Below are 17,517 nucleotides of genomic sequence, written 5' to 3'. Positions count from 1 at the left end.
TCAAGCGTCCGAAACCCAATTCACATCGGCCCGCCGCACATTTCCCGACGTTTACCCCCGCCGAAGCCGCCCGTCAGACGTCCATGACCCCCGCAAAAAAATCCCCAACGCCAACAGCGACACCCCAGCCCCCACCCAACACACCGCCGCCCACCCATGCGCCGCATATACCGCGCTCCCCAGCAACGCGCCCAACCCGCTTCCGGCCGCGTAAAACAGCATGTACGCCGCAATCACCTGCGCCTGGGCCTGGGCCGGCGCCGCCGCCAGGATCAGGCTCTGGTTGGTTACATGCAGGGCCTGCACGGCCAGATCCAGCAGCAGCACGCCCAGCACCAGCCAGCCCAGCGTGTGGTGCAGCGCCGACAGCGGCCACCAGCTCAACAGCAACAGCAGCAGCGCCCCCAGCGTCACCCGGTCGGCATGCCCACGGTCGCTCCAGTGCCCACTGCGCGCAGCGGCCAGTGCGCCGAGCAGACCCACCAGCGCGAACGCACCGATCGCGGTGTGCCCAAGCCGGAACGGCGGCGCGCTCAACGGCAGCGCCATGCTGCTCCAGAACAACCCGAACCCGGTGAACATCAACAGTCCCAGCAGCCCACGCCGGCGCAGCACCGGTTGCTGGCGCAGCAGGGCCAGCAGCGACAACCGCGGCGAGGCAGCCGGCACCGCAAGACGCGGCAGATGCCGCCACAGCAGCATCCCGGTCAGCCCCATCACGCCCGCCGAGAGCAGGTACACCGTGCGCCAGCCGCCCAGGTCGGCCACCACGCCCGCCACCAGCCGCGCCAGCAGCAGCCCGATCACCACCCCGGCCTGCGCGGCGCCGACCACGCGGCCGCGCGCATGCGCCGGTGCGGCGGCGGCCGCGTAGGCAATCAGCCCCTGGGTCATCGCGGTGCCCAGCAGGCCCACGGCGAACATGGCCAACAACAAGCCCACGGCCGTACCGGCGGCCGCGACGCAGAGCAGCGCCAGCATCAGCGCGGCGGTCTGCAGCGCCATCAGCCGCCGCCGCTCGACCCGGTCGCCCAGCGGCACCAGCCACAGCAGGGCGGCCACCGAGCCGACCTGGGTCGCGGCGATCACCGCGCCGATCCAGGAGACGCCGATGTGCAGGTCGGCCGACAGCGCATCCAGCAGTGGCTGGGCGTAATAGACGTTGGCCACGCTGAGCCCGGCGGCGCACGCGAACAGCAGCAGCAGGGAAGGGGCGATGCGCGGGAGGGGGACGGTGGTAGACATAACTGGTCTCGAAATAGAACCAGTTGAGTCTGTGGCATTTGGTTCTAAAATGAAACCATCTAAGGAGGATCGCCATGCACCACGATCTCAACCCCACCTGCCCGGTCGCGCGCGCGCTGGACCTGATCGGCGACCGCTGGTCGCTGCTGATCGTGCGCGACGCCTTCGACGGCGTGCGCCGCTTCAGCGATTTCCAGCGTGGCCTGGGCATGTCGCGCAGCATGCTCAGCCAGCGCCTGCAGGCCCTGCAGGACGCCGGCGTGCTGATCCAGCAGCCCGCCGCCGATGGCAGCCGTTACCACGACTACGTGCTCACCGCCCAAGGCCGGGCGCTGTTCCCGCTGGTGGTGGCGCTGCGCCAATGGGGCGAGGGCCATCTGTTCGACCCGTCTGAACCGCGTTCGCACCTGCAGGTGATCGGCACCGGGGAGGCGGTGGCACCGCTGCTGCCGCGCGATGCAGAGGGCAGGGCGCTGACGGCTGCACAGACCGAAGTAATCAAGCCGGATCCGGTGCAGCGAACCTGAACACGCTGTTGACACGGATGAACAGGGTGAACGACTCTTGGGCGGATGGATGCTGGCGACGGCACCCGACGGATGCGTTGGCTGTGGCGACAGGCGGAGGGGCCTGATCGTGGCTGGCGTGCCCGTGTAGTTCGATCCCGACCGCGGTTGCGTGCCGGGATCCCGCCATGACGGCGCTGCACCCTTCTGCGGCAAGACTCCCTGGATTTAGTGCGTCAGCAAAGGTGTTTCGCCCGCTTATGAAAACGATTACAAAGCCCTTGGCCCTGACGGCCGCCATCGCCCTGTCGCTGTCTGCCTCTGCCTTCGCCGCACCGGCGGTGGGGGGCGAGGCCTTCACCGTGCTCCGCCTGGACCAGGCACCGACCTACCTGGATGCCAAGGCGGTGGCCGAACAGCTGCAGGCGCTGGACGTGGATGCGCTGACCATCGGCAACGTGATCCGCCCGGCCGACACCATGGAAAGCGCGCACGCACCGGACCCGCTGGCGGCACTGGCCGATGACCTGGGCTACACCTATCGCTTCATCAGTGCCGATCCGGCCGCCGCCGAGCAGCGCGGCAGCATCGTGCTCTCCCGCCTGCCGGTGGAAGCCGAATCGGGCGTGGAAGCGCCTGGCCTGAACTACCTGCGCCTCAATGACGGCCGCCATGTGGTGGCGCTGTACACGCGCGTTGCCGATGCCGATGGCACGGTGGTCAAGGCGCTGGTGGACAGCTCGCGCCTGGGTGCGCCGGCGGTGCTGCTGGGCACCGATGCGGACATCGCAACCGCCGCTGGTTTCGCCGACATCGGCAAGGGCGCCGGCTACAGCGCCGGCTTCGACGCCACCACGACCAAGCCGGTCAAGCTGCGCCTGGACGCCGATACGAGCATCGCCGGCCAGCTGCTGACGCTGGGCTACAGCGCACCGGTGGGCGGCGACACGCCGTGGATGGACACCGGGCTGAGCGCCGACGCGCGCGCCAAGCTGCTGGTGGCGCGGATGACGGTGGACGAGAAGTTCCAGATGCTGCACAGCTACTTCGGGCTGGGCAAGGATGGCGGGCCGCTGCCGGAAGGCGCGGTCGGTTCGGCCGGCTTCGTGCCGGGCGTGCCGCGCCTGGGCATTCCGTCCCAGCAGTCGGCCGATGCCGGCGTGGGCGTGACCAACCCGGGCGGGATCCGCAAGGGCGACCATGCCACGGCGATGCCGTCGGGCCCGTCCACCGCGTCGAGCTGGAACCCGCAGATCGCCTTCACCGGCGGCGCCACCATGGGCCGCGAGGCCTGGCAGCAGCGCTTCAACATCCTGCTGGCCGGTAGCGTCAACCTGCAGCGCGACCCGCGCAATGGCCGCAATTTCGAATACGCCGGCGAAGACCCGGTGCTGGCCGGCCGCCTGGTGGGCGAGTCGATCCGCGGCGTGCAGAGCCAGCACGTGATCTCGACGATGAAGCACTTCGCGCTCAACGACATGGAAACCTCGCGCAACTTCCACAGCGCCGAAATCGGCGAACAGGCGATGCGCGAGTCGGACCTGCTGGCCTTTGAAATCGCGTTGGACGAAGGCAAGCCCGGTTCGGTGATGTGTTCCTACAACCGCATCAACGGCACCTACGGCTGCGAGCACGATTACCTGATGAACGAGGTGCTCAAGCAGGAATGGAAGTTCCCCGGTTTCGTGATGTCCGACTGGGGTGGCGTGCACAGCGGCTCCAAGGCGGCGCTGGCCGGGCTGGACCAGCAGTCGGCGGGCGAGGTGTTCGACAAGGCGGTGTACTTCGATGAACCGCTGCGGCTGGCCGTGGCCGGTGGCACCGTGCCGCAGGCGCGCTTGAACGACATGGTGGCGCGGATCCTGCGCACGATGTTCGCGCACGGCAATTTCGACCTGCCGCCGCAGCATGTGCCGATCGACGATGAAGCGGGCTTTGCCGCCGCGCAGCGCACGGTGGAGGAGGGCAGCGTGCTGCTGCGCAACGCCGGTGACGTGCTGCCGCTGGGCAAGGACGTGCAGCGCATCGTGATCATCGGCGGGCATGCCGACAAGGGCGTGATCGGGGGCGGTGGTTCGTCGATGGTGGGCTGGACCGCGCGTGGCACCAATGCGGTACCGGGCGTGCTGCCGACCACCTGGCCGGGCCCGGTGATCTTCCACCCGTCGTCGCCGCTGGAGGCGCTGCGCGCCGAGCGCCCGGACGCGACCATCGAGTACGTGGACGGTCGTGACGTGGCGGCTGCCGCGCGCGCTGCCGCAGCGGCCGACGTGGCGATCGTGTTCGCGACGCAGTGGTCGGCCGAATCGGTCGATCTGCCGCACATGAAGCTGCCGGACAACCAGGACACGCTGATTGCCGGGGTGGCCAAGGCCAACCCGAAGACGGTGGTGGTGCTGGAAACCAACGGCCCGGTCGAGCTGCCGTGGCTGCAGCAGGTGCCGGCGATCCTGCAGGCGTGGTACCCGGGTATCCGTGGCGGTGAAGCGATCGCGGCGCTGCTGACCGGCAAGGTGAATCCGTCGGGCCGGCTTCCGGTGACGTGGCCGGTCGATGTGTCGCAGCTGCCGCGCCCGCACGTGAACGGGCTGGGCTTCAACCCGAAGCAGAAGCCGGATGACACCATCGATTACAACATCGAAGGCGCGAACGTCGGTTACAAGTGGTTCGCGGCCAAGGGCCTCACGCCGCAGTTCGCGTTCGGCCACGGGCTCTCGTACACGCAGTTCCAGTACGACAACCTGGCCTACACCGCGATGGGCCAGCGCCTGGTGGCAACGGTGGACGTGCGCAACACCGGCAAGGTGGCCGGTGCGGACGTGGCGCAGCTGTACCTGAAGATGCCGGAAGGCAGCACCACGCCGATCCGCCTGATCGGCTTCCAGAAGGTCACGCTGCAGCCGGGTGAGTCGCGCCGGATCCGCATCGAGGCCGAACCGAAGGCGATGGCCAGTTTCGATACGGCCGACAAGCAGTGGAAGATTGCGGAAGGCCGTTACGAGCTGCAGCTTTCGCGTTCGGCCAACGAGCCGCTGCAGACCTCGCCGATTGTGTTGAGTGGTGGTGTGGTGAAGTGAGGTAAGCACTCACGCATCACGGCGAACAGCCTTGGTCTGCGAGTGTGCCTGGCTTGGCTGGCGGGTGTGGGTTTGCGGGACACGCCGCAAGTACGTCCCTGTAGGCTCGTTCGCGCCATCCATGGCGCTCTACGGTCCCGCAAACCCACCCCCGCCAGCCTTTGACAGTTGGCTGGTTGCCCAGGGACATCAAACGCAACGGCAACGGCTTTCTTCGGTTTGGTCATGCGTTACCGCACTGATTGACGATATCGGCGGTCGTTTGGGAACCGACCCTACCGCGTCGGTGCCGACCAACGATCGGCACCGACGCTGTTCCCGTGGCCACCGGCTCACTGTCAAAGGGTCGGCGGGCATGGGGGTACGGGGGCTTTGCGAAACATGGATGTTTCGCAAGAGCCCCCATGGAAGGGTTCACGGCGCCCCCCGTACCCCCATGCCCGCCGGCCCAAGCCAGGGACATGCGCAGACCAAGGCTTTGGCCTTTAAGGCTCTGGCTCTCAGGGCTTTGCTGTAAGAGGCCGTTCGCGGCCAACCATCGGCATATATCGGGCAGGGAAGAACGGCGCTAGGCTGCGGAGGTTGGTCGCCATCACCTTCCCGGAGAGAGCCATGCGTGTTCGTGTCGTGCCTGTCGTGCTGTTGAGCCTGATGATTGCCGCCAGCGTGTCGGCGCAGACCGCGCCGATGACGCCGGATATTCCGGCCAAGGGATTCGTCACCCCAACCGCGGGGTATGACTACGACAAGCGCGAAGTGATGATTCCCATGCGCGATGGGACCCGGCTGTACACCGTCATCGTCGTGCCCAAGGGCGCGCGCAACGCCCCGATGCTGTTGACCCGTACCCCGTACGATGCCGCCAACCGCGCCAAGCGCATCGATTCGCCGCACATGCGCGACATCCTCCCACAGGGCGACGAAGTGTTCGTCGATGCCGGCTATATCCGCGTGTTCCAGGATATCCGCGGCAAGTACGGTTCCGAAGGCGATTACGTGATGACCCGGCCGCTGCGTGGGCCGTTGAATGCCACCAAGGTCGACCATGCCACCGATGCCTGGGACACCATCGACTGGCTGGTCAAGCACGTGCCCGAAAGCAACGGCAAGGTCGGCATGCTGGGCTCCTCGTATGAGGGCTTCACCGTGGTGATGGCGCTGACCAACCCGCACCCCGCGTTGAAGGTCGCCGCGCCGCAAAGCCCGATGATCGACGGCTGGATGGGTGATGACTGGCTCAACTACGGCGCCTTCCGCCAGGTCAACTTCGGTTACTTCACCGGCCAGCTGGCCAAGCGCGGCAAGGGGCCGTCCATTCCCAGCACCGGCTACGACGACTACACCACCTTCCTGCGCGCCGGCTCGGCCGGTGACTATGCCAAGGCCAATGGCCTGGAGCAGCTGGCGTGGTGGCACAAGCTGGTGGAACACCCGGCCTACGACGCCTTCTGGCAGGAACAGGCGCTGGATGCGCGCATGGCCAGGACCGAATTGAAGGTGCCCACCATGTGGCTGCAGGGCCTGTGGGACCAGGAAGACATGTGGGGCGCCGTGCACAGCTACGCCGCGATGGAGCCGCGTGACAGCAGCAATACGCTCAACTACCTGGTCATGGGGCCGTGGCGGCACAGCCAGGTCAACTATGACGGCAGCAGCCTGGGCGCGCTGAAGTTCGATGGCGATACCGCGCTGCAGTTCCGCCGCGACGTGCTTAAGCCCTTCTTCGACCAGTACCTGGTCGATGGCGCGGCCAAGGCCGATACACCGCCGGTGCTGATCTACAACACCGGCGAAAACCACTGGGACAAGCTGCAGCAGTGGCCGCGAACCGCTGCCCAGACCAAGCCGCTGTACCTGCGCGCGGGCGGCAAGCTGTCGTTCGAGGCGCCGCAGGCGGGCGAGGCCACGTACGAAGCCTACGTGTCCGACCCGGCAAAGCCGGTGCCGTTCGCGCCGCGCCCGGTGCGCTTCGCCGATCGTGACATGTGGACCAGCTGGCTGGTCAAGGACCAGCGCTTCGTGGATGGCCGCACCGACGTACTGACCTTCGTCAGCGAGCCGCTGACCGAGCCGCTGCGGATCGGTGGCGCGCCGCAGGTGAACCTGCAGGCGGCCACCAGCGGCAGCGACAGCGACTGGGTGGTGAAGCTGATCGACGTGTACCCCGACCAGGTGCCGTCGACGCCGGAGATGGGCGGCTATGAGCTGGGCGTGTCGATGGCGATCTTCCGGGGACGCTACCGCGAAAGCTTCAGCGAACCCAAGGCGATCGCCTCCAACCAGGTACTGGACTATGAATTTGGCCTGCCCACCGCCAACCACGTGTTCCAGCCCGGCCACCGGGTGATGGTGCAGGTGCAGTCCAGCCTGTTCCCGCTGTACGACCGCAACCCGCAGACCTTCGTGCCCAACATCTACCTGGCCAAGCCGGGCGATTACCAGAAGGCGACCCAGCAGGTGTGGCATGCACCGGGCAACGCGTCATTCATTTCGTTGCCGGTGTACTGATGCCGAGGGCGATTACCCGGACACGCTCGGGTAATCGGTGTAGCCCTTGGCGCCACCGCCATACAGCGTGTCCGGATCGAGGTCGGACAATGCCACGCCCAGGCGCAGGCGTTCGACCAGGTCCGGGTTGGCGATGAAGGCACGCCCGAACGCGATCATGTCCGCATAGCCGGATGCGATGGCCTGTTCGGCGCTGTCCTTGTCATAGCCGTTGTTGGCGATCCACGGGCCCTTGAACTTCGCACGCAGCGCGGCGTAGTCGAACGCGATGTTGTCGCGCGGGCCACCGGTGGCGCCCTCGATCACATGCACGAAGGCCAGCCCGCCAATGGCGTCCAGGCGCTCGACCGCGCGTTCGAACAACGGTTGCGGCTGCGAATCCCGCGCATCGTTCGCCGGGGTCACCGGCGACAGTCGCACGCCGGTACGCTCGGCGCCGATCTCCGAGGCGATGGCGCGCACCACTTCGTCCAGAAGGCGGGTACGGTTCTCGATACTGCCGCCGTATTCGTCGGTGCGCAGGTTGCTGCCATCACGCAGGAACTGATCGATCAGGTAGCCGTTGGCGGCATGCACTTCCACGCCGTCGAAACCGGCAGTGATCGCATTGCGCGCGGCCTGGCGGAAATCCTGGATCAGCGCGGGAATCTCGTCCAGGCGCAGCGCACGCGGCTCGGAGACATCCTCAAAGCCCTTGGCGGTGAACGTCTTGCCATTGGCGCGCAGCGCGCTGGGGGCAACCGGCACTTCGCCTTCCGGCAGCAGGCTGGTGTGCGAAATGCGGCCCACGTGCCAGAGCTGCAGCACGATGCGGCCGCCACGCGCATGCACCGCATCGGTGACCTTGCGCCATGCATCGATCTGCGCCTGGCTGTAGATGCCGGGCGTGTCCAGATAGCCCTGGCCGAGCGGGCTGACCTGCGTGGCCTCGGCAATGATCAGGCCGGCGCTGGCACGCTGCTCGTAATACTGGATGGCGAGGGGATTGGGCACGCGTCCGTCGATGGCACGGTTGCGCGTGAGCGGTGCCATCGCGATGCGGTTGCCGACCTCGATCGCGCCGAGCCGGGTGGGGGTGAACAACGTACCGTCAGAAGACTGTGTCATGTGCGATGCCTTGGGGAAGGGAGGTCGTGCAGAGGTACGACACCCAGCATAGGCCCAGGTGCGTTGCAGCGATGGGAAGCATTGTTGCGGGGCGCTGCGTGCACGTTGTGTAACGCATTTGAGGCGTACGGTAGGGGTGAACCCAAGCAGAGGCAGTGCAATGATCGATTACCAACTGAAGGGCAAGGTCGCCATCGTCACCGGTGGCGTTTCGGGCATCGGCCTGGCCGTGGCCGAACTGCTGGCCGATTCCGGGGCGGCGGTGGCGGTGTGGGACCTGAAGGACGACGCGGTGCAGAAGACCGCCGAGGCAATTCGTGGCAAGGGCGTGAAGGCGATCGGCATTGCCCTGGACGTCACCGACGAGGCCGCCGTGGAAGCGGCTGTGCAGCGCACGGTGCAGGAACTGGGCGGGCTTGATATCGCGGTGAACAACGCCGGCATCGGCGGCCCGTCGGCGAGCAGCGGCGAGTACCCGGTCAACGGCTGGAAGCGCGTGATCGACGTGAACCTCAACAGCGTGTTCCTGTGCCAACGCGCGCAGATCCAGGCACTGCGCAAGGCTGGCAAGGGCGGCAGCATCATCAACATGGCCTCGATCCTGGGCCAGGTGGGGTTTGCCAACTCCGCGGCCTACGTGGCCGCCAAGCACGGCGTGGTCGGGCTGACCCAGACCGCAGCCTGGGAGCATGCCGGCGACAACATCCGGGTCAACGCGGTGGGCCCCGGGTTCATTGCCACGCCGCTGCTGGACAAGATGGATCCGGCCGTGCGCAAGGCGCTGGAAGCCAAGCACGCGCTGAACCGGCTGGGCAAGGCGGAAGAAGTAGCGGCGCTGGTGGCCTGGCTGGCCAGTGCCGACGCCTCGTTCGCCACCGGCACGTACTACGCCATTGATGGCGGTTACCTGGCGCAGTGACACCGTGGGTGCAGGGGCGGACGCTTCCGCTCCTGCACGCCATGCTCACGCCGGGTTTCACGGCGCTCCGACGACGCTCACGCAAGGCTGGAGGCATTGCCGAGGAGAGCTGGATGGGACTGGAACAGGATCTGTCGATTCTGCTGCGCATTGCCGCAGCGATGTTGTTTGGCGGCGTGCTCGGGCTTGAGCGCGAGCTGGGCAAGCATGCGGCCGGGCTGCGCACGCATATGCTGATTGCCGGCGCGGCGGCGCTGATCGTCGGCTTGGGTGACAGCATCGCCGAGCATTTCCAGCAGGAGCGCTACCGCGACCTGCTGCAGGTGGACCCGGTGCGCCTCATCGAGGCGGTGGTGGCGTGCGTCGGCTTCGTGGCAGCGGGCACCATCCTGCGCGGCAACCGCGACGACGAGGTCAGCGGGTTGACCACGGCCAGTTCGCTGATCATGGCGGCGGCCATCGGCATCGCGGTGGGGATCGGGGAATATGTGATTGCAATCGGGGTCAGCGTGATGTGCGTGATCGTGCTGACGGTATTCCGTCGCCTGGCCAAGAAACTGGAGTCGCCATGAGCAGCGAGCGTCCGTTCGAGATCAAACGCATTGATCACCTGGTGCTGCGGGTACAGGACCTGCAGCGTGCGGTGGCCTTCTATCGCGATGTGCTGGGCTGCACGGTAGCGCGCGAGCGCCCGACGCTGGGCATGGTGCACCTGCATGCGGGGGCGTCGATGATCGATCTGGTAAGCGTGGATGGTGCATTGGGCAGCCGTGGCGGCCCGGCAGCCGGGGCGCAGGGACGCAACCTTGAGCACCTGTGCCTGCGCATCGAGCCGTTCGACGAGGCGGCGTTGCGCGAGCATTTGAAGATGCACGGGGTGGTCGTGGATGGGCAGGTCAGCAGCAACCTGGGCGCGGAAGGCGACGGGCTGTCGCTGTACCTGCGCGACCCGGATGGCAACGGGGTGGAGCTGAAGGGGCCGGCCAGTCCGTGCGGCTGCGGGTAGGCGGGCAATCCGCTGCGCAGGAGTTGATCTTTGGTCTAATGGGCGGATCGTGAACGCTTCGCCATGGTTGGGCCATGATCATCTCCGCTTCCACCGATTACCGCGCCGCCGCGCAACGCCGGCTGCCGCCGTTCCTGTTCCATTACATCGACGGCGGCGCGTACGCCGAGCACACGCTGCGCCGCAACGTGGAGGACCTGGCCGAGATAGCGCTGCGCCAGCGGATCCTGCGCAACGTGGCCGACCTGAGCCTGGAGGCGGAGCTGCTGGGTGAGCGCATGGCGATGCCCGTGGCGCTGGGTCCGGTGGGGCTGACCGGGATGTATGCGCGACGGGGGGAGGTGCAGGCGGCGAGGGCGGCGGCGAGCCGCGGCATTCCGTTCACGCTGTCGACGGTATCGGTGTGCGCGATCGAGGAGGTGGCGCCGGCCATCGACCGCCCGATGTGGTTCCAGCTGTATGTGCTGAAGGACCGCGGCTTCATGCGCAATGCGCTGGAGCGGGCCAAGGCGGCGGGCGTCACGACGCTGGTGTTCACGGTGGACATGCCCACGCCCGGTGCGCGCTACCGCGATGCGCATTCGGGGATGAGCGGCCCCAACGCGCCGTTGCGGCGCATGTTGCAGGCGGTGACGCACCCGCGCTGGGCGTGGGACGTTGGGCTGCGCGGGCGCCCGCATGACCTGGGCAATATTTCGACGTATCGCGGCAACCCCACCGGGCTGGGCGATTACATCGGCTGGCTGGGCAGCAATTTCGATCCGTCCATTTCGTGGAAGGACCTGGAATGGATCCGCGAGTTCTGGACGGGGCCGATGGTGATCAAGGGCATCCTGGATCCAGAAGACGCGCGCGATGCGGTGCGCTTCGGCGCCGATGGCATCGTGGTATCCAACCATGGCGGCCGCCAGCTGGACGGGGTGCTGTCGACGGCGCGAGCGCTGCCGGCCATTGCCAGTGCGGTCAAGGGCGAGGTGGAAATCCTCGTCGATTCCGGAATCCGGAGCGGCCTGGACGTGGTGCGCATGCTGGCGCTGGGCGCGGACGGCGTGCTGCTTGGCCGCGCGTTCGTGTATGCGCTGGCGGCCCAGGGCGAGGCCGGCGTCGCCAACCTGCTGGATCTGATCGCGAAGGAAATGCGTGTGGCGATGACGTTGACTGGAGCGCGGAGCATTCGCGAGATCAGTGAGGATTCGCTGGTTGGTTTTCCGCGTTGAGAGCGGTAAAGCGGTAAAGCCGCAGGCTGCGAGTCGTCCTGGCATGGGCCGGCGGGCATGGGCGTACGGGGGGCGCCGTGAATCCATCCATGGAGCAACTGTGTTGCTGAGAGGTCGGGCCGCTCCTCCAGCAGACGGGCATGGTAGTGCCGGCCGCTGGCCGGCAGCCTCTTGATGTCCCCCGTTGGCTGGCTTCAGGCTGGGATCGGTCCGCTTTCAGCGTCGCGCACACGGGCGTTGAGGATTACCAGCATCTTTCGCATCACCGCCACGATGGCCACCTTGCCTTCCTTGCCGCGAGCCCGCAGCGACCGGTAGAAATCCTTTAGCCGAGGCTCATGCCGCATGGCCGACATGGCAGCCATGTAAAGCACCTGACGGATCTCGGCTCTACCACCGTGGATACTTCGTTTCCCGCGCATCGTGCCGCTGTCGTGGGACATCGGTGCCACGCCGACCAGGCTGGCGATGGCCTTGCCGCTGATTCTGCCCAGCTCGGGCAGATAGCTGGCCAGCACCGCCTGTAGCGCAGGGCCGACGCCCTTCATCGACTTCAGTACGGCCAGTCGAGGCTGCTGTGCAACCTGTTCGCCGATCTGCGTTCCCAAGCGTGCGACCAGCGTCTGCAAGCGCGTAATGTTGGCCTGCAGTAGCCGACGCAATTCACGATCACCGACCATTTCCTGCTGCTGTCGCGCCACGGTCAGCGCCTGCATCGCCTGCCGGCGAGCCCGCACGAATTCCCGCATTCTTTGTTGCCAAGGCTCCAGCGGCTGGTAGGCGCGCAGCTTGACCAGCACGGCCATCTTCGCCAATGCGTAGGCATCCAAGCGATCTGTCTTGGCCACGTGGCCCATGCCCTGAGCCAGCCTACGGGCCCGCAGGGCATTGGCACGGACCACCGGACGACCGGCCTTGTGCAGGAAATCCAGCACGCGCTGCTCATAGCCACCGGTAGCCTCCAGCACGATCTGGTCTGCCGGGTGTTCTTTCAGCCAGACCTCCAATTCAGCAAAGCCAGCGGCGGTATTGCTGACCTGCAGAATTTCCCCGTCAGTCGTACCAACATCCAGCTGACGCTTGCTCACATCAATCCCGATCCCGTTCATCGCCAAACTCCGTATAGTCTGGAAGGGTCGAGAGCTCCCCCGCTTGCCCAGTCTTATCACTGCGAGTGTCAGCTCCAGCAACTGTTCGGGCGGATCAAGGGAGATTCCGGCGTGGGCGCCAAGCTCCATGGCGATCGTCGAGATCCAGGCTCTTACGGCGGCCCACGCCGGCTCTCGACGCCTACGCTGCCAGATTCCGAACAGATAAGGCTCTTACGAAACATCCATGTTTCGTAAAGCCCCCGTACCCCCATGCCCGCCGACCCTTGGACAGTGAGCCGGTGGCCAAAGGAACAGCGGAAGGCGCCGACCGTTGGTCGGCACCGACGCGGTAATTGGATGGACTCGCCCCTCGCCGAGGCGTCTGGGCGCCACGGTGGCACGCTATGGCCAACGACAGCGAGGGACGAGCCCATGAACAAGCTTACGCCGACTTATGTGCGCTTGGCGGTGGATCTTGCCAAGCAGGTTTTCCAGGTGGCTGGTGAGGACGCCAGCGGCCGGGTTGTGTACGAGGAACGAGTGAAATCCCGTGCCGCGTTTACCAAACTGCTGGAGGGCCTGGATCCAAAGGTCGAGGTGCTGCTGGAGACCGGTCCGGGCGCCCAGGCATGGGCCCGGCTGATTCAGGGTGTCGGGGCCAAGGTGCGGATTCTGCCGGCGCAGCGGGTGGCCGAGCACCGCAGCGGCGCCAAGAATGATCGCAATGATTGCCTGGCCACTCTGCGTGCCGGTCGTGACGAGATGCTCCATGACGTTCCTGTCAAATCGATCGAGGCGCTCGGAATGCAGGCCCAGCACCGGATCCGCACCGGTTACATACGGCGGCAGACGTTCATCAGCAATCAGCTGCGTGGCCTGCTGATGGAACATGGCATTGCTGTGTCCAAGTCCAACGCAGCGCTGTCGCTTTGGGTGGGCCGCATCCAGACCGACACCAGCTATCCGATCCCGCCGATGCTGCGCGAACTGATTGCAGATCTGTGGGCTGAGTGGGGGCATCTGGCGCAGCGCCGCGAGCGGATCGACAAGCAGCTGGAACAGACTGCCAAAAGCGATGAACTGGCGCGCCGGTTGATGACCATCCGCGGGTTTGGTCCGATCATGGTCACGGCCCTGATCGCCAAGCAGAGCCAGCCGGAGCGATTTCCCAATGCCCGTCAGTTTGCGGCCTACTTTGGGCTGGTGCCGGACCAGCACAGCAGCGGCAGCAGGGTGCGTCTGGGTCGAATGACCCGGCGGGGTGACGCCTACATCCGAAGTTTGGCAGTAACCGGGGCCCGGTCGGTCCTACACCACGTCAAGGCCGATGCGACCGAGACCGATGACAAACGATTGCAACGCTGGTGCCGTCAGCACGGCAAAAAGGGCGCGGCCATCCGCCTGGCCAACCGAAATCTGCGCATCGCATGGGTAGTGATGACCACCCAGAGCGAGTATCGCCGCCAATAAAAAGGACGAGCAGAACAGACCAAAAACCGTTTCCGCCACCGGGTGCCCAGCACCCACCCCGCTGCTTTGAAAACATGGGAGACAGGTCAGACCGTCGCGACATGATGCCTACGACCCTACCGGCCCTCGAGGCCTCCTGGTAATCGGCAGATCGCGAGCTCAACCAATTTTGGCCGGCAGGCGTACGCGCCCGCCATCAAAGGCCTGATACATAGATGCAGCCGGTTCCCGGTTTCGAAAAAGCAGCTTGACGGGTGGGGGCGAGTCCATACATAGGGTCGGTTCCCATACGACCGCCGACATTGCCAATCAGCGCGGTAACGCATGACCCAAACCGAAGAACGCTGTTGCTGTGCCTTTGATTTCCCCAGGCAACCAGCCAACTGTCAAAGGCTGGCGGGGGTGGGTTTGCGGGGGCTTTGCGAAACATGGATGTTTCGCAAGAGCCTTATCTGTTCGGAATCTGGCAGCGTAGGCGTCGAGAGCCGGCGTGGGCCGCCGTAAGAGCCTGGATCTCGACGATCGCCATGGAGCTTGGCGCCCACGCCGGAATCTCCCTTGATCCGCCCGAACAGTTGCTGGAGCTGACACTCGCAGTGATAAGACTGGGCAAGCGGGGGAGCTCTCGACCCTTCCAGACTATACGGAGTTTGGCGATGAACGGGATCGGGATTGATGTGAGCAAGCGTCAGCTGGATGTTGGTACGACTGACGGGGAAATTCTGCAGGTCAGCAATACCGCCGCTGGCTTTGCTGAATTGGAGGTCTGGCTGAAAGAACACCCGGCAGACCAGATCGTGCTGGAGGCTACCGGTGGCTATGAGCAGCGCGTGCTGGATTTCCTGCACAAGGCCGGTCGTCCGGTGGTCCGTGCCAATGCCCTGCGGGCCCGTAGGCTGGCTCAGGGCATGGGCCACGTGGCCAAGACAGATCGCTTGGATGCCTACGCATTGGCGAAGATGGCCGTGCTGGTCAAGCTGCGCGCCTACCAGCCGCTGGAGCCTTGGCAACAAAGAATGCGGGAATTCGTGCGGGCTCGCCGGCAGGCGATGCAGGCGCTGACCGTGGCGCGACAGCAGCAGGAAATGGTCGGTGATCGTGAATTGCGTCGGCTACTGCAGGCCAACATTACGCGCTTGCAGACGCTGGTCGCACGCTTGGGAACGCAGATCGGCGAACAGGTTGCACAGCAGCCTCGACTGGCCGTACTGAAGTCGATGAAGGGCGTCGGCCCTGCGCTACAGGCGGTGCTGGCCAGCTATCTGCCCGAGCTGGGCAGAATCAGCGGCAAGGCCATCGCCAGCCTGGTCGGCGTGGCACCGATGTCCCACGACAGCGGCACGATGCGCGGGAAACGAAGTATCCACGGTGGTAGAGCCGAGATCCGTCAGGTGCTTTACATGGCTGCCATGTCGGCCATGCGGCATGAGCCTCGGCTAAAGGATTTCTACCGGTCGCTGCGGGCTCGCGGCAAGGAAGGCAAGGTGGCCATCGTGGCGGTGATGCGAAAGATGCTGGTAATCCTCAACGCCCGTGTGCGCGACGCTGAAAGCGGACCGATCCCAGCCTGAAGCCAGCCAACGGGGGACATCAAGAGGCTGCCGGCCAGCGGCCGGCACTACCATGCCCGTCTGCTGGAGGAGCGGCCCGACCTCTCAGCAACACAGTTGCTCCACGGATGGATTCACGGCGCCCCCCGCAAACCCACACCCGCCGGCCAAGCCGAGGTCGTCCGCAGACCAGGGCTTTTGCTTCTGCTCCGCGCCTTACGCGCAGACCAACATCACTCGCAACGAACTGCCGTGATGATGTTGTCCTTGTCGAGGTAGACGCGCAGGCGGTCGGGGCGGCGGTCGCGGGTGGCGACGGTGGAGCCGGGGCCGATGGGGATGATCAGGCCGGCGCCGCTCTGCTTGAAGACGGTGCGCATGGTGGCTTCATCGGCGTTCTTGCCGATGGCCCAGGTCAGGCCTTCGGCGTGGCATTGGCCGCTGCCGGTGATTTCCGGGCCGGGCGCGGTGGCGCAGGCGGACAGGGACAGGGTGGTGGCCAGTGCCACCAGCGGAAGCACGTTGCGCGAACGGATCGTCATGGGTCGCTCCTGCGGTTGCCAGCCCCGACCATACCACCGCCGTGGTGGCCCCGGGGTGGGCGCCGCTACACTGGTGGCCGGAGTCGACGAAGGAGCCGGTGGTGCTGCACGTGTTCATGCTGGGCGGGCGCCATGCCCGCGCGCGGATCGAGGTTCATGACGTGGCGTTCGCCAACGTTGAACGCATCGAAGATGCCTATCCGCAGCTGCGCCGGGACTGGTTTGGCGAGGCCAAGGGCCTGCATGTCGATGGCTGGCTGGCTGTCGATGGTGTCGACGGGTATCGGGTCGGGTTTGGCGATGCCGCCCCGGCCGCGGGTGAGCCACGGTTGTTCTTCGTCAATCTCGGCGGTTACGTACCCGGCGCGCTGGGCGAGGCGCATGACTACCTGCTGCTCGTCGCGCCCGACCTGGCGGCGGCGAAACGCAAGGCCAAGGCGCTGCAGGATGCGCGTTGGGACAAGCCGCATACCGATGCGGTGCTGGAAGTGGATGACTGCATCGCCATCGACCAGGTGGGGGGGCGCCATGTGCAGCTGCTGCGCGCCGCGCATGCGGGCATCGAACAGGTCAGCGATTACATCGTGATCGGCTGATCGCGCAGCGCTGACCACAGGACTTCCAGGTGCTGCACGAACGCTGCCGGCGCGGTCGCCAGGTTCGCGCTGCCGTGGCGCTCTCCGCCGAAAGGCGCCTTCCCGGGCAGCGACACCCGCGTTTCACCTTCGATGCCGTAACGCGTGCCACCGTCGATCAGGCTGATGTGCAGCTGGTGCGGGTCAATGCCGCCCCCGCAGAACGTGTGGCTGGCCAGGGTGATTTCCGCCTGGCCATCGCCGTCCAGGTCGGTCACGCCCACGTGCTCCAGGAACCAGCCCGCTTCCAGGTCCAGCCCGGCGCAGGGCTGGCGGATCTGACGCTGCCATTGCTTGCTCCAGGCCCCGCGCGGGTCTGACCGCACATGCAGCTGCGCCGTCAGCACCACCACGTCCAGCACTTCGCCGCTGTCGGCATCCTCACGCGTTTCGTCCCTGCGCTCCAGCACCAGCAGGCCTTCGCCGTGGCGGTCGCGGAAATGCACGCGTCGAAGCACGTTGTCGCGCCCGGGTAGCGGCGCCGCCGTGGCCACTGGTTCGGGAAGCAGGGTCAGTTCCGGCGGCACGGACGTTGGCACCTCGTCGGTGCAGGCGGCCAGGGCCAGGCAGGCGGCACCGATCAGGGCAGGGCTGGGCAGGCGGAAACGTCGGGGCAGGCAGGCGGGATCGTGCATGGGGGTTCG

General features: G+C 66.2%; 15 protein-coding genes. 10 read left to right on the top strand and 5 right to left on the bottom strand.

What is annotated here, in order from left to right; all coding sequences use genetic code 11:
• Positions 1-51: 51 nt before the first annotated feature.
• Entirely contained in the window at positions 52-1,245 is a 1,194-nt protein-coding gene (locus NMB40_RS09945) for an MFS transporter (RefSeq protein WP_494360915.1), read from the bottom strand.
• 74 nt (positions 1,246-1,319) lie between these two features.
• Between NMB40_RS09945 and NMB40_RS09940 the strand changes: the two genes are divergently transcribed.
• The 3 genes from NMB40_RS09940 to NMB40_RS09930 all read left to right on the top strand — a co-directional run bounded on the left by NMB40_RS09940 (position 1,320) and on the right by NMB40_RS09930 (position 7,336).
• Positions 1,320-1,772, top strand: coding sequence for a winged helix-turn-helix transcriptional regulator (locus tag NMB40_RS09940; protein WP_494360914.1), 453 nt, complete (start codon positions 1,320-1,322; stop codon positions 1,770-1,772).
• A gap of 239 nt (positions 1,773-2,011) precedes the next feature.
• Positions 2,012-4,828 (top strand): beta-glucosidase family protein, encoded by a 2,817-nt coding sequence (locus NMB40_RS09935; protein WP_494360913.1) that lies wholly within the window; start codon positions 2,012-2,014, stop codon positions 4,826-4,828.
• 612 nt (positions 4,829-5,440) lie between these two features.
• The gene (locus NMB40_RS09930; protein ID WP_494360912.1) at positions 5,441-7,336 is read left to right on the top strand and encodes a CocE/NonD family hydrolase; all 1,896 of its coding nucleotides are present in this window, start codon (positions 5,441-5,443) and stop codon (positions 7,334-7,336) included.
• 12 nt (positions 7,337-7,348) lie between these two features.
• Here NMB40_RS09930 and NMB40_RS09925 read toward each other — a convergent pair whose 3' ends face one another.
• A complete protein-coding gene (locus tag NMB40_RS09925) occupies positions 7,349-8,443 on the bottom strand; it encodes an alkene reductase (protein WP_494360911.1) in 1,095 nt (364 codons plus the stop codon).
• Between the two features lie 160 nt (positions 8,444-8,603).
• On the opposite strand from NMB40_RS09925, the gene NMB40_RS09920 reads away from it, so the two are divergent.
• From NMB40_RS09920 to lldD, 4 genes are all read left to right on the top strand, one after another.
• Entirely contained in the window at positions 8,604-9,362 is a 759-nt protein-coding gene (locus NMB40_RS09920) for an SDR family NAD(P)-dependent oxidoreductase (RefSeq protein WP_494360910.1), read from the top strand.
• A gap of 113 nt (positions 9,363-9,475) precedes the next feature.
• Positions 9,476-9,934: an MgtC/SapB family protein gene (locus NMB40_RS09915; RefSeq protein ID WP_068852546.1), complete on the top strand. Its 459-nt coding sequence runs from the start codon at positions 9,476-9,478 to the stop codon at positions 9,932-9,934.
• Positions 9,931-10,368, top strand: coding sequence for a VOC family protein (locus tag NMB40_RS09910; RefSeq protein WP_494360909.1), 438 nt, complete (start codon positions 9,931-9,933; stop codon positions 10,366-10,368). Before NMB40_RS09915 ends, NMB40_RS09910 begins: the two co-directional genes overlap by 4 nt.
• Positions 10,369-10,442: 74 nt before the next feature.
• Entirely contained in the window at positions 10,443-11,585 is a 1,143-nt protein-coding gene (gene lldD, locus NMB40_RS09905) for an FMN-dependent L-lactate dehydrogenase LldD (RefSeq protein ID WP_494360908.1), read from the top strand.
• A gap of 194 nt (positions 11,586-11,779) precedes the next feature.
• On the opposite strand, the gene NMB40_RS09900 is transcribed toward lldD, so the two are convergent.
• Positions 11,780-12,694, bottom strand: coding sequence for an IS110 family transposase (locus NMB40_RS09900; protein WP_494361035.1), 915 nt, complete (start codon positions 12,692-12,694; stop codon positions 11,780-11,782).
• Between the two features lie 414 nt (positions 12,695-13,108).
• Between NMB40_RS09900 and NMB40_RS09895 the strand changes: the two genes are divergently transcribed.
• On the top strand, positions 13,109-14,146 hold the full coding sequence (locus NMB40_RS09895) for an IS110 family RNA-guided transposase (protein WP_494360907.1): 1,038 nt from the start codon (positions 13,109-13,111) through the stop codon (positions 14,144-14,146).
• Positions 14,147-14,802: 656 nt separating this feature from the next.
• Positions 14,803-15,717 carry an IS110 family transposase gene (locus NMB40_RS09890; protein WP_494361035.1) on the top strand — a complete coding sequence of 305 codons (915 nt, stop codon included), beginning with the start codon at positions 14,803-14,805 and terminating at the stop codon, positions 15,715-15,717.
• A 212-nt stretch (positions 15,718-15,929) separates the two neighbouring features.
• On the opposite strand, the gene NMB40_RS09885 is transcribed toward NMB40_RS09890, so the two are convergent.
• Complete coding sequence (locus NMB40_RS09885) at positions 15,930-16,238, bottom strand: hypothetical protein (protein ID WP_494360906.1); 309 nt, start codon at positions 16,236-16,238, stop codon at positions 15,930-15,932.
• 101 nt (positions 16,239-16,339) lie between these two features.
• Between NMB40_RS09885 and NMB40_RS09880 the strand changes: the two genes are divergently transcribed.
• Complete coding sequence (locus tag NMB40_RS09880; protein WP_448142927.1) at positions 16,340-16,834, top strand: DUF1543 domain-containing protein; 495 nt, start codon at positions 16,340-16,342, stop codon at positions 16,832-16,834.
• Here NMB40_RS09880 and NMB40_RS09875 read toward each other — a convergent pair.
• On the bottom strand, positions 16,816-17,508 hold the full coding sequence (locus tag NMB40_RS09875; RefSeq protein WP_494360905.1) for a M949_RS01915 family surface polysaccharide biosynthesis protein: 693 nt from the start codon (positions 17,506-17,508) through the stop codon (positions 16,816-16,818). The genes NMB40_RS09880 and NMB40_RS09875 overlap by 19 nt on opposite strands.
• Between the last annotated feature and the right edge of the window lie 9 nt (positions 17,509-17,517).

This window comes from Stenotrophomonas sp. FBCC-B152, assembly GCF_059134105.1.
Note: the sequence above shows the minus strand (reverse complement) of the source record. Positions and strands in the feature narration are given on the sequence as shown.

Excerpts from the sequence above, each read along its gene's own strand:
- lldD (WP_494360908.1), top strand. The coding sequence starts at position 10,443 with ATGATCATCTCCGCTTCCACCGATTACCGCGCCGCCGCGCAACGCCGG.
- NMB40_RS09925 (WP_494360911.1), bottom strand. The coding sequence starts at position 8,443 with ATGACACAGTCTTCTGACGGTACGTTGTTCACCCCCACCCGGCTCGGC.
- NMB40_RS09900 (WP_494361035.1), bottom strand. The coding sequence starts at position 12,694 with ATGAACGGGATCGGGATTGATGTGAGCAAGCGTCAGCTGGATGTTGGT.
- NMB40_RS09920 (WP_494360910.1), top strand. The coding sequence starts at position 8,604 with ATGATCGATTACCAACTGAAGGGCAAGGTCGCCATCGTCACCGGTGGC.
- NMB40_RS09930 (WP_494360912.1), top strand. The coding sequence starts at position 5,441 with ATGCGTGTTCGTGTCGTGCCTGTCGTGCTGTTGAGCCTGATGATTGCC.
- NMB40_RS09935 (WP_494360913.1), top strand. The coding sequence starts at position 2,012 with ATGAAAACGATTACAAAGCCCTTGGCCCTGACGGCCGCCATCGCCCTG.
- NMB40_RS09885 (WP_494360906.1), bottom strand. The coding sequence starts at position 16,238 with ATGACGATCCGTTCGCGCAACGTGCTTCCGCTGGTGGCACTGGCCACC.
- NMB40_RS09910 (WP_494360909.1), top strand. The coding sequence starts at position 9,931 with ATGAGCAGCGAGCGTCCGTTCGAGATCAAACGCATTGATCACCTGGTG.
- NMB40_RS09895 (WP_494360907.1), top strand. The coding sequence starts at position 13,109 with ATGAACAAGCTTACGCCGACTTATGTGCGCTTGGCGGTGGATCTTGCC.
- NMB40_RS09915 (WP_068852546.1), top strand. The coding sequence starts at position 9,476 with ATGGGACTGGAACAGGATCTGTCGATTCTGCTGCGCATTGCCGCAGCG.
- NMB40_RS09875 (WP_494360905.1), bottom strand. The coding sequence starts at position 17,508 with ATGCACGATCCCGCCTGCCTGCCCCGACGTTTCCGCCTGCCCAGCCCT.
- NMB40_RS09940 (WP_494360914.1), top strand. The coding sequence starts at position 1,320 with ATGCACCACGATCTCAACCCCACCTGCCCGGTCGCGCGCGCGCTGGAC.
- NMB40_RS09890 (WP_494361035.1), top strand. The coding sequence starts at position 14,803 with ATGAACGGGATCGGGATTGATGTGAGCAAGCGTCAGCTGGATGTTGGT.
- NMB40_RS09945 (WP_494360915.1), bottom strand. The coding sequence starts at position 1,245 with ATGTCTACCACCGTCCCCCTCCCGCGCATCGCCCCTTCCCTGCTGCTG.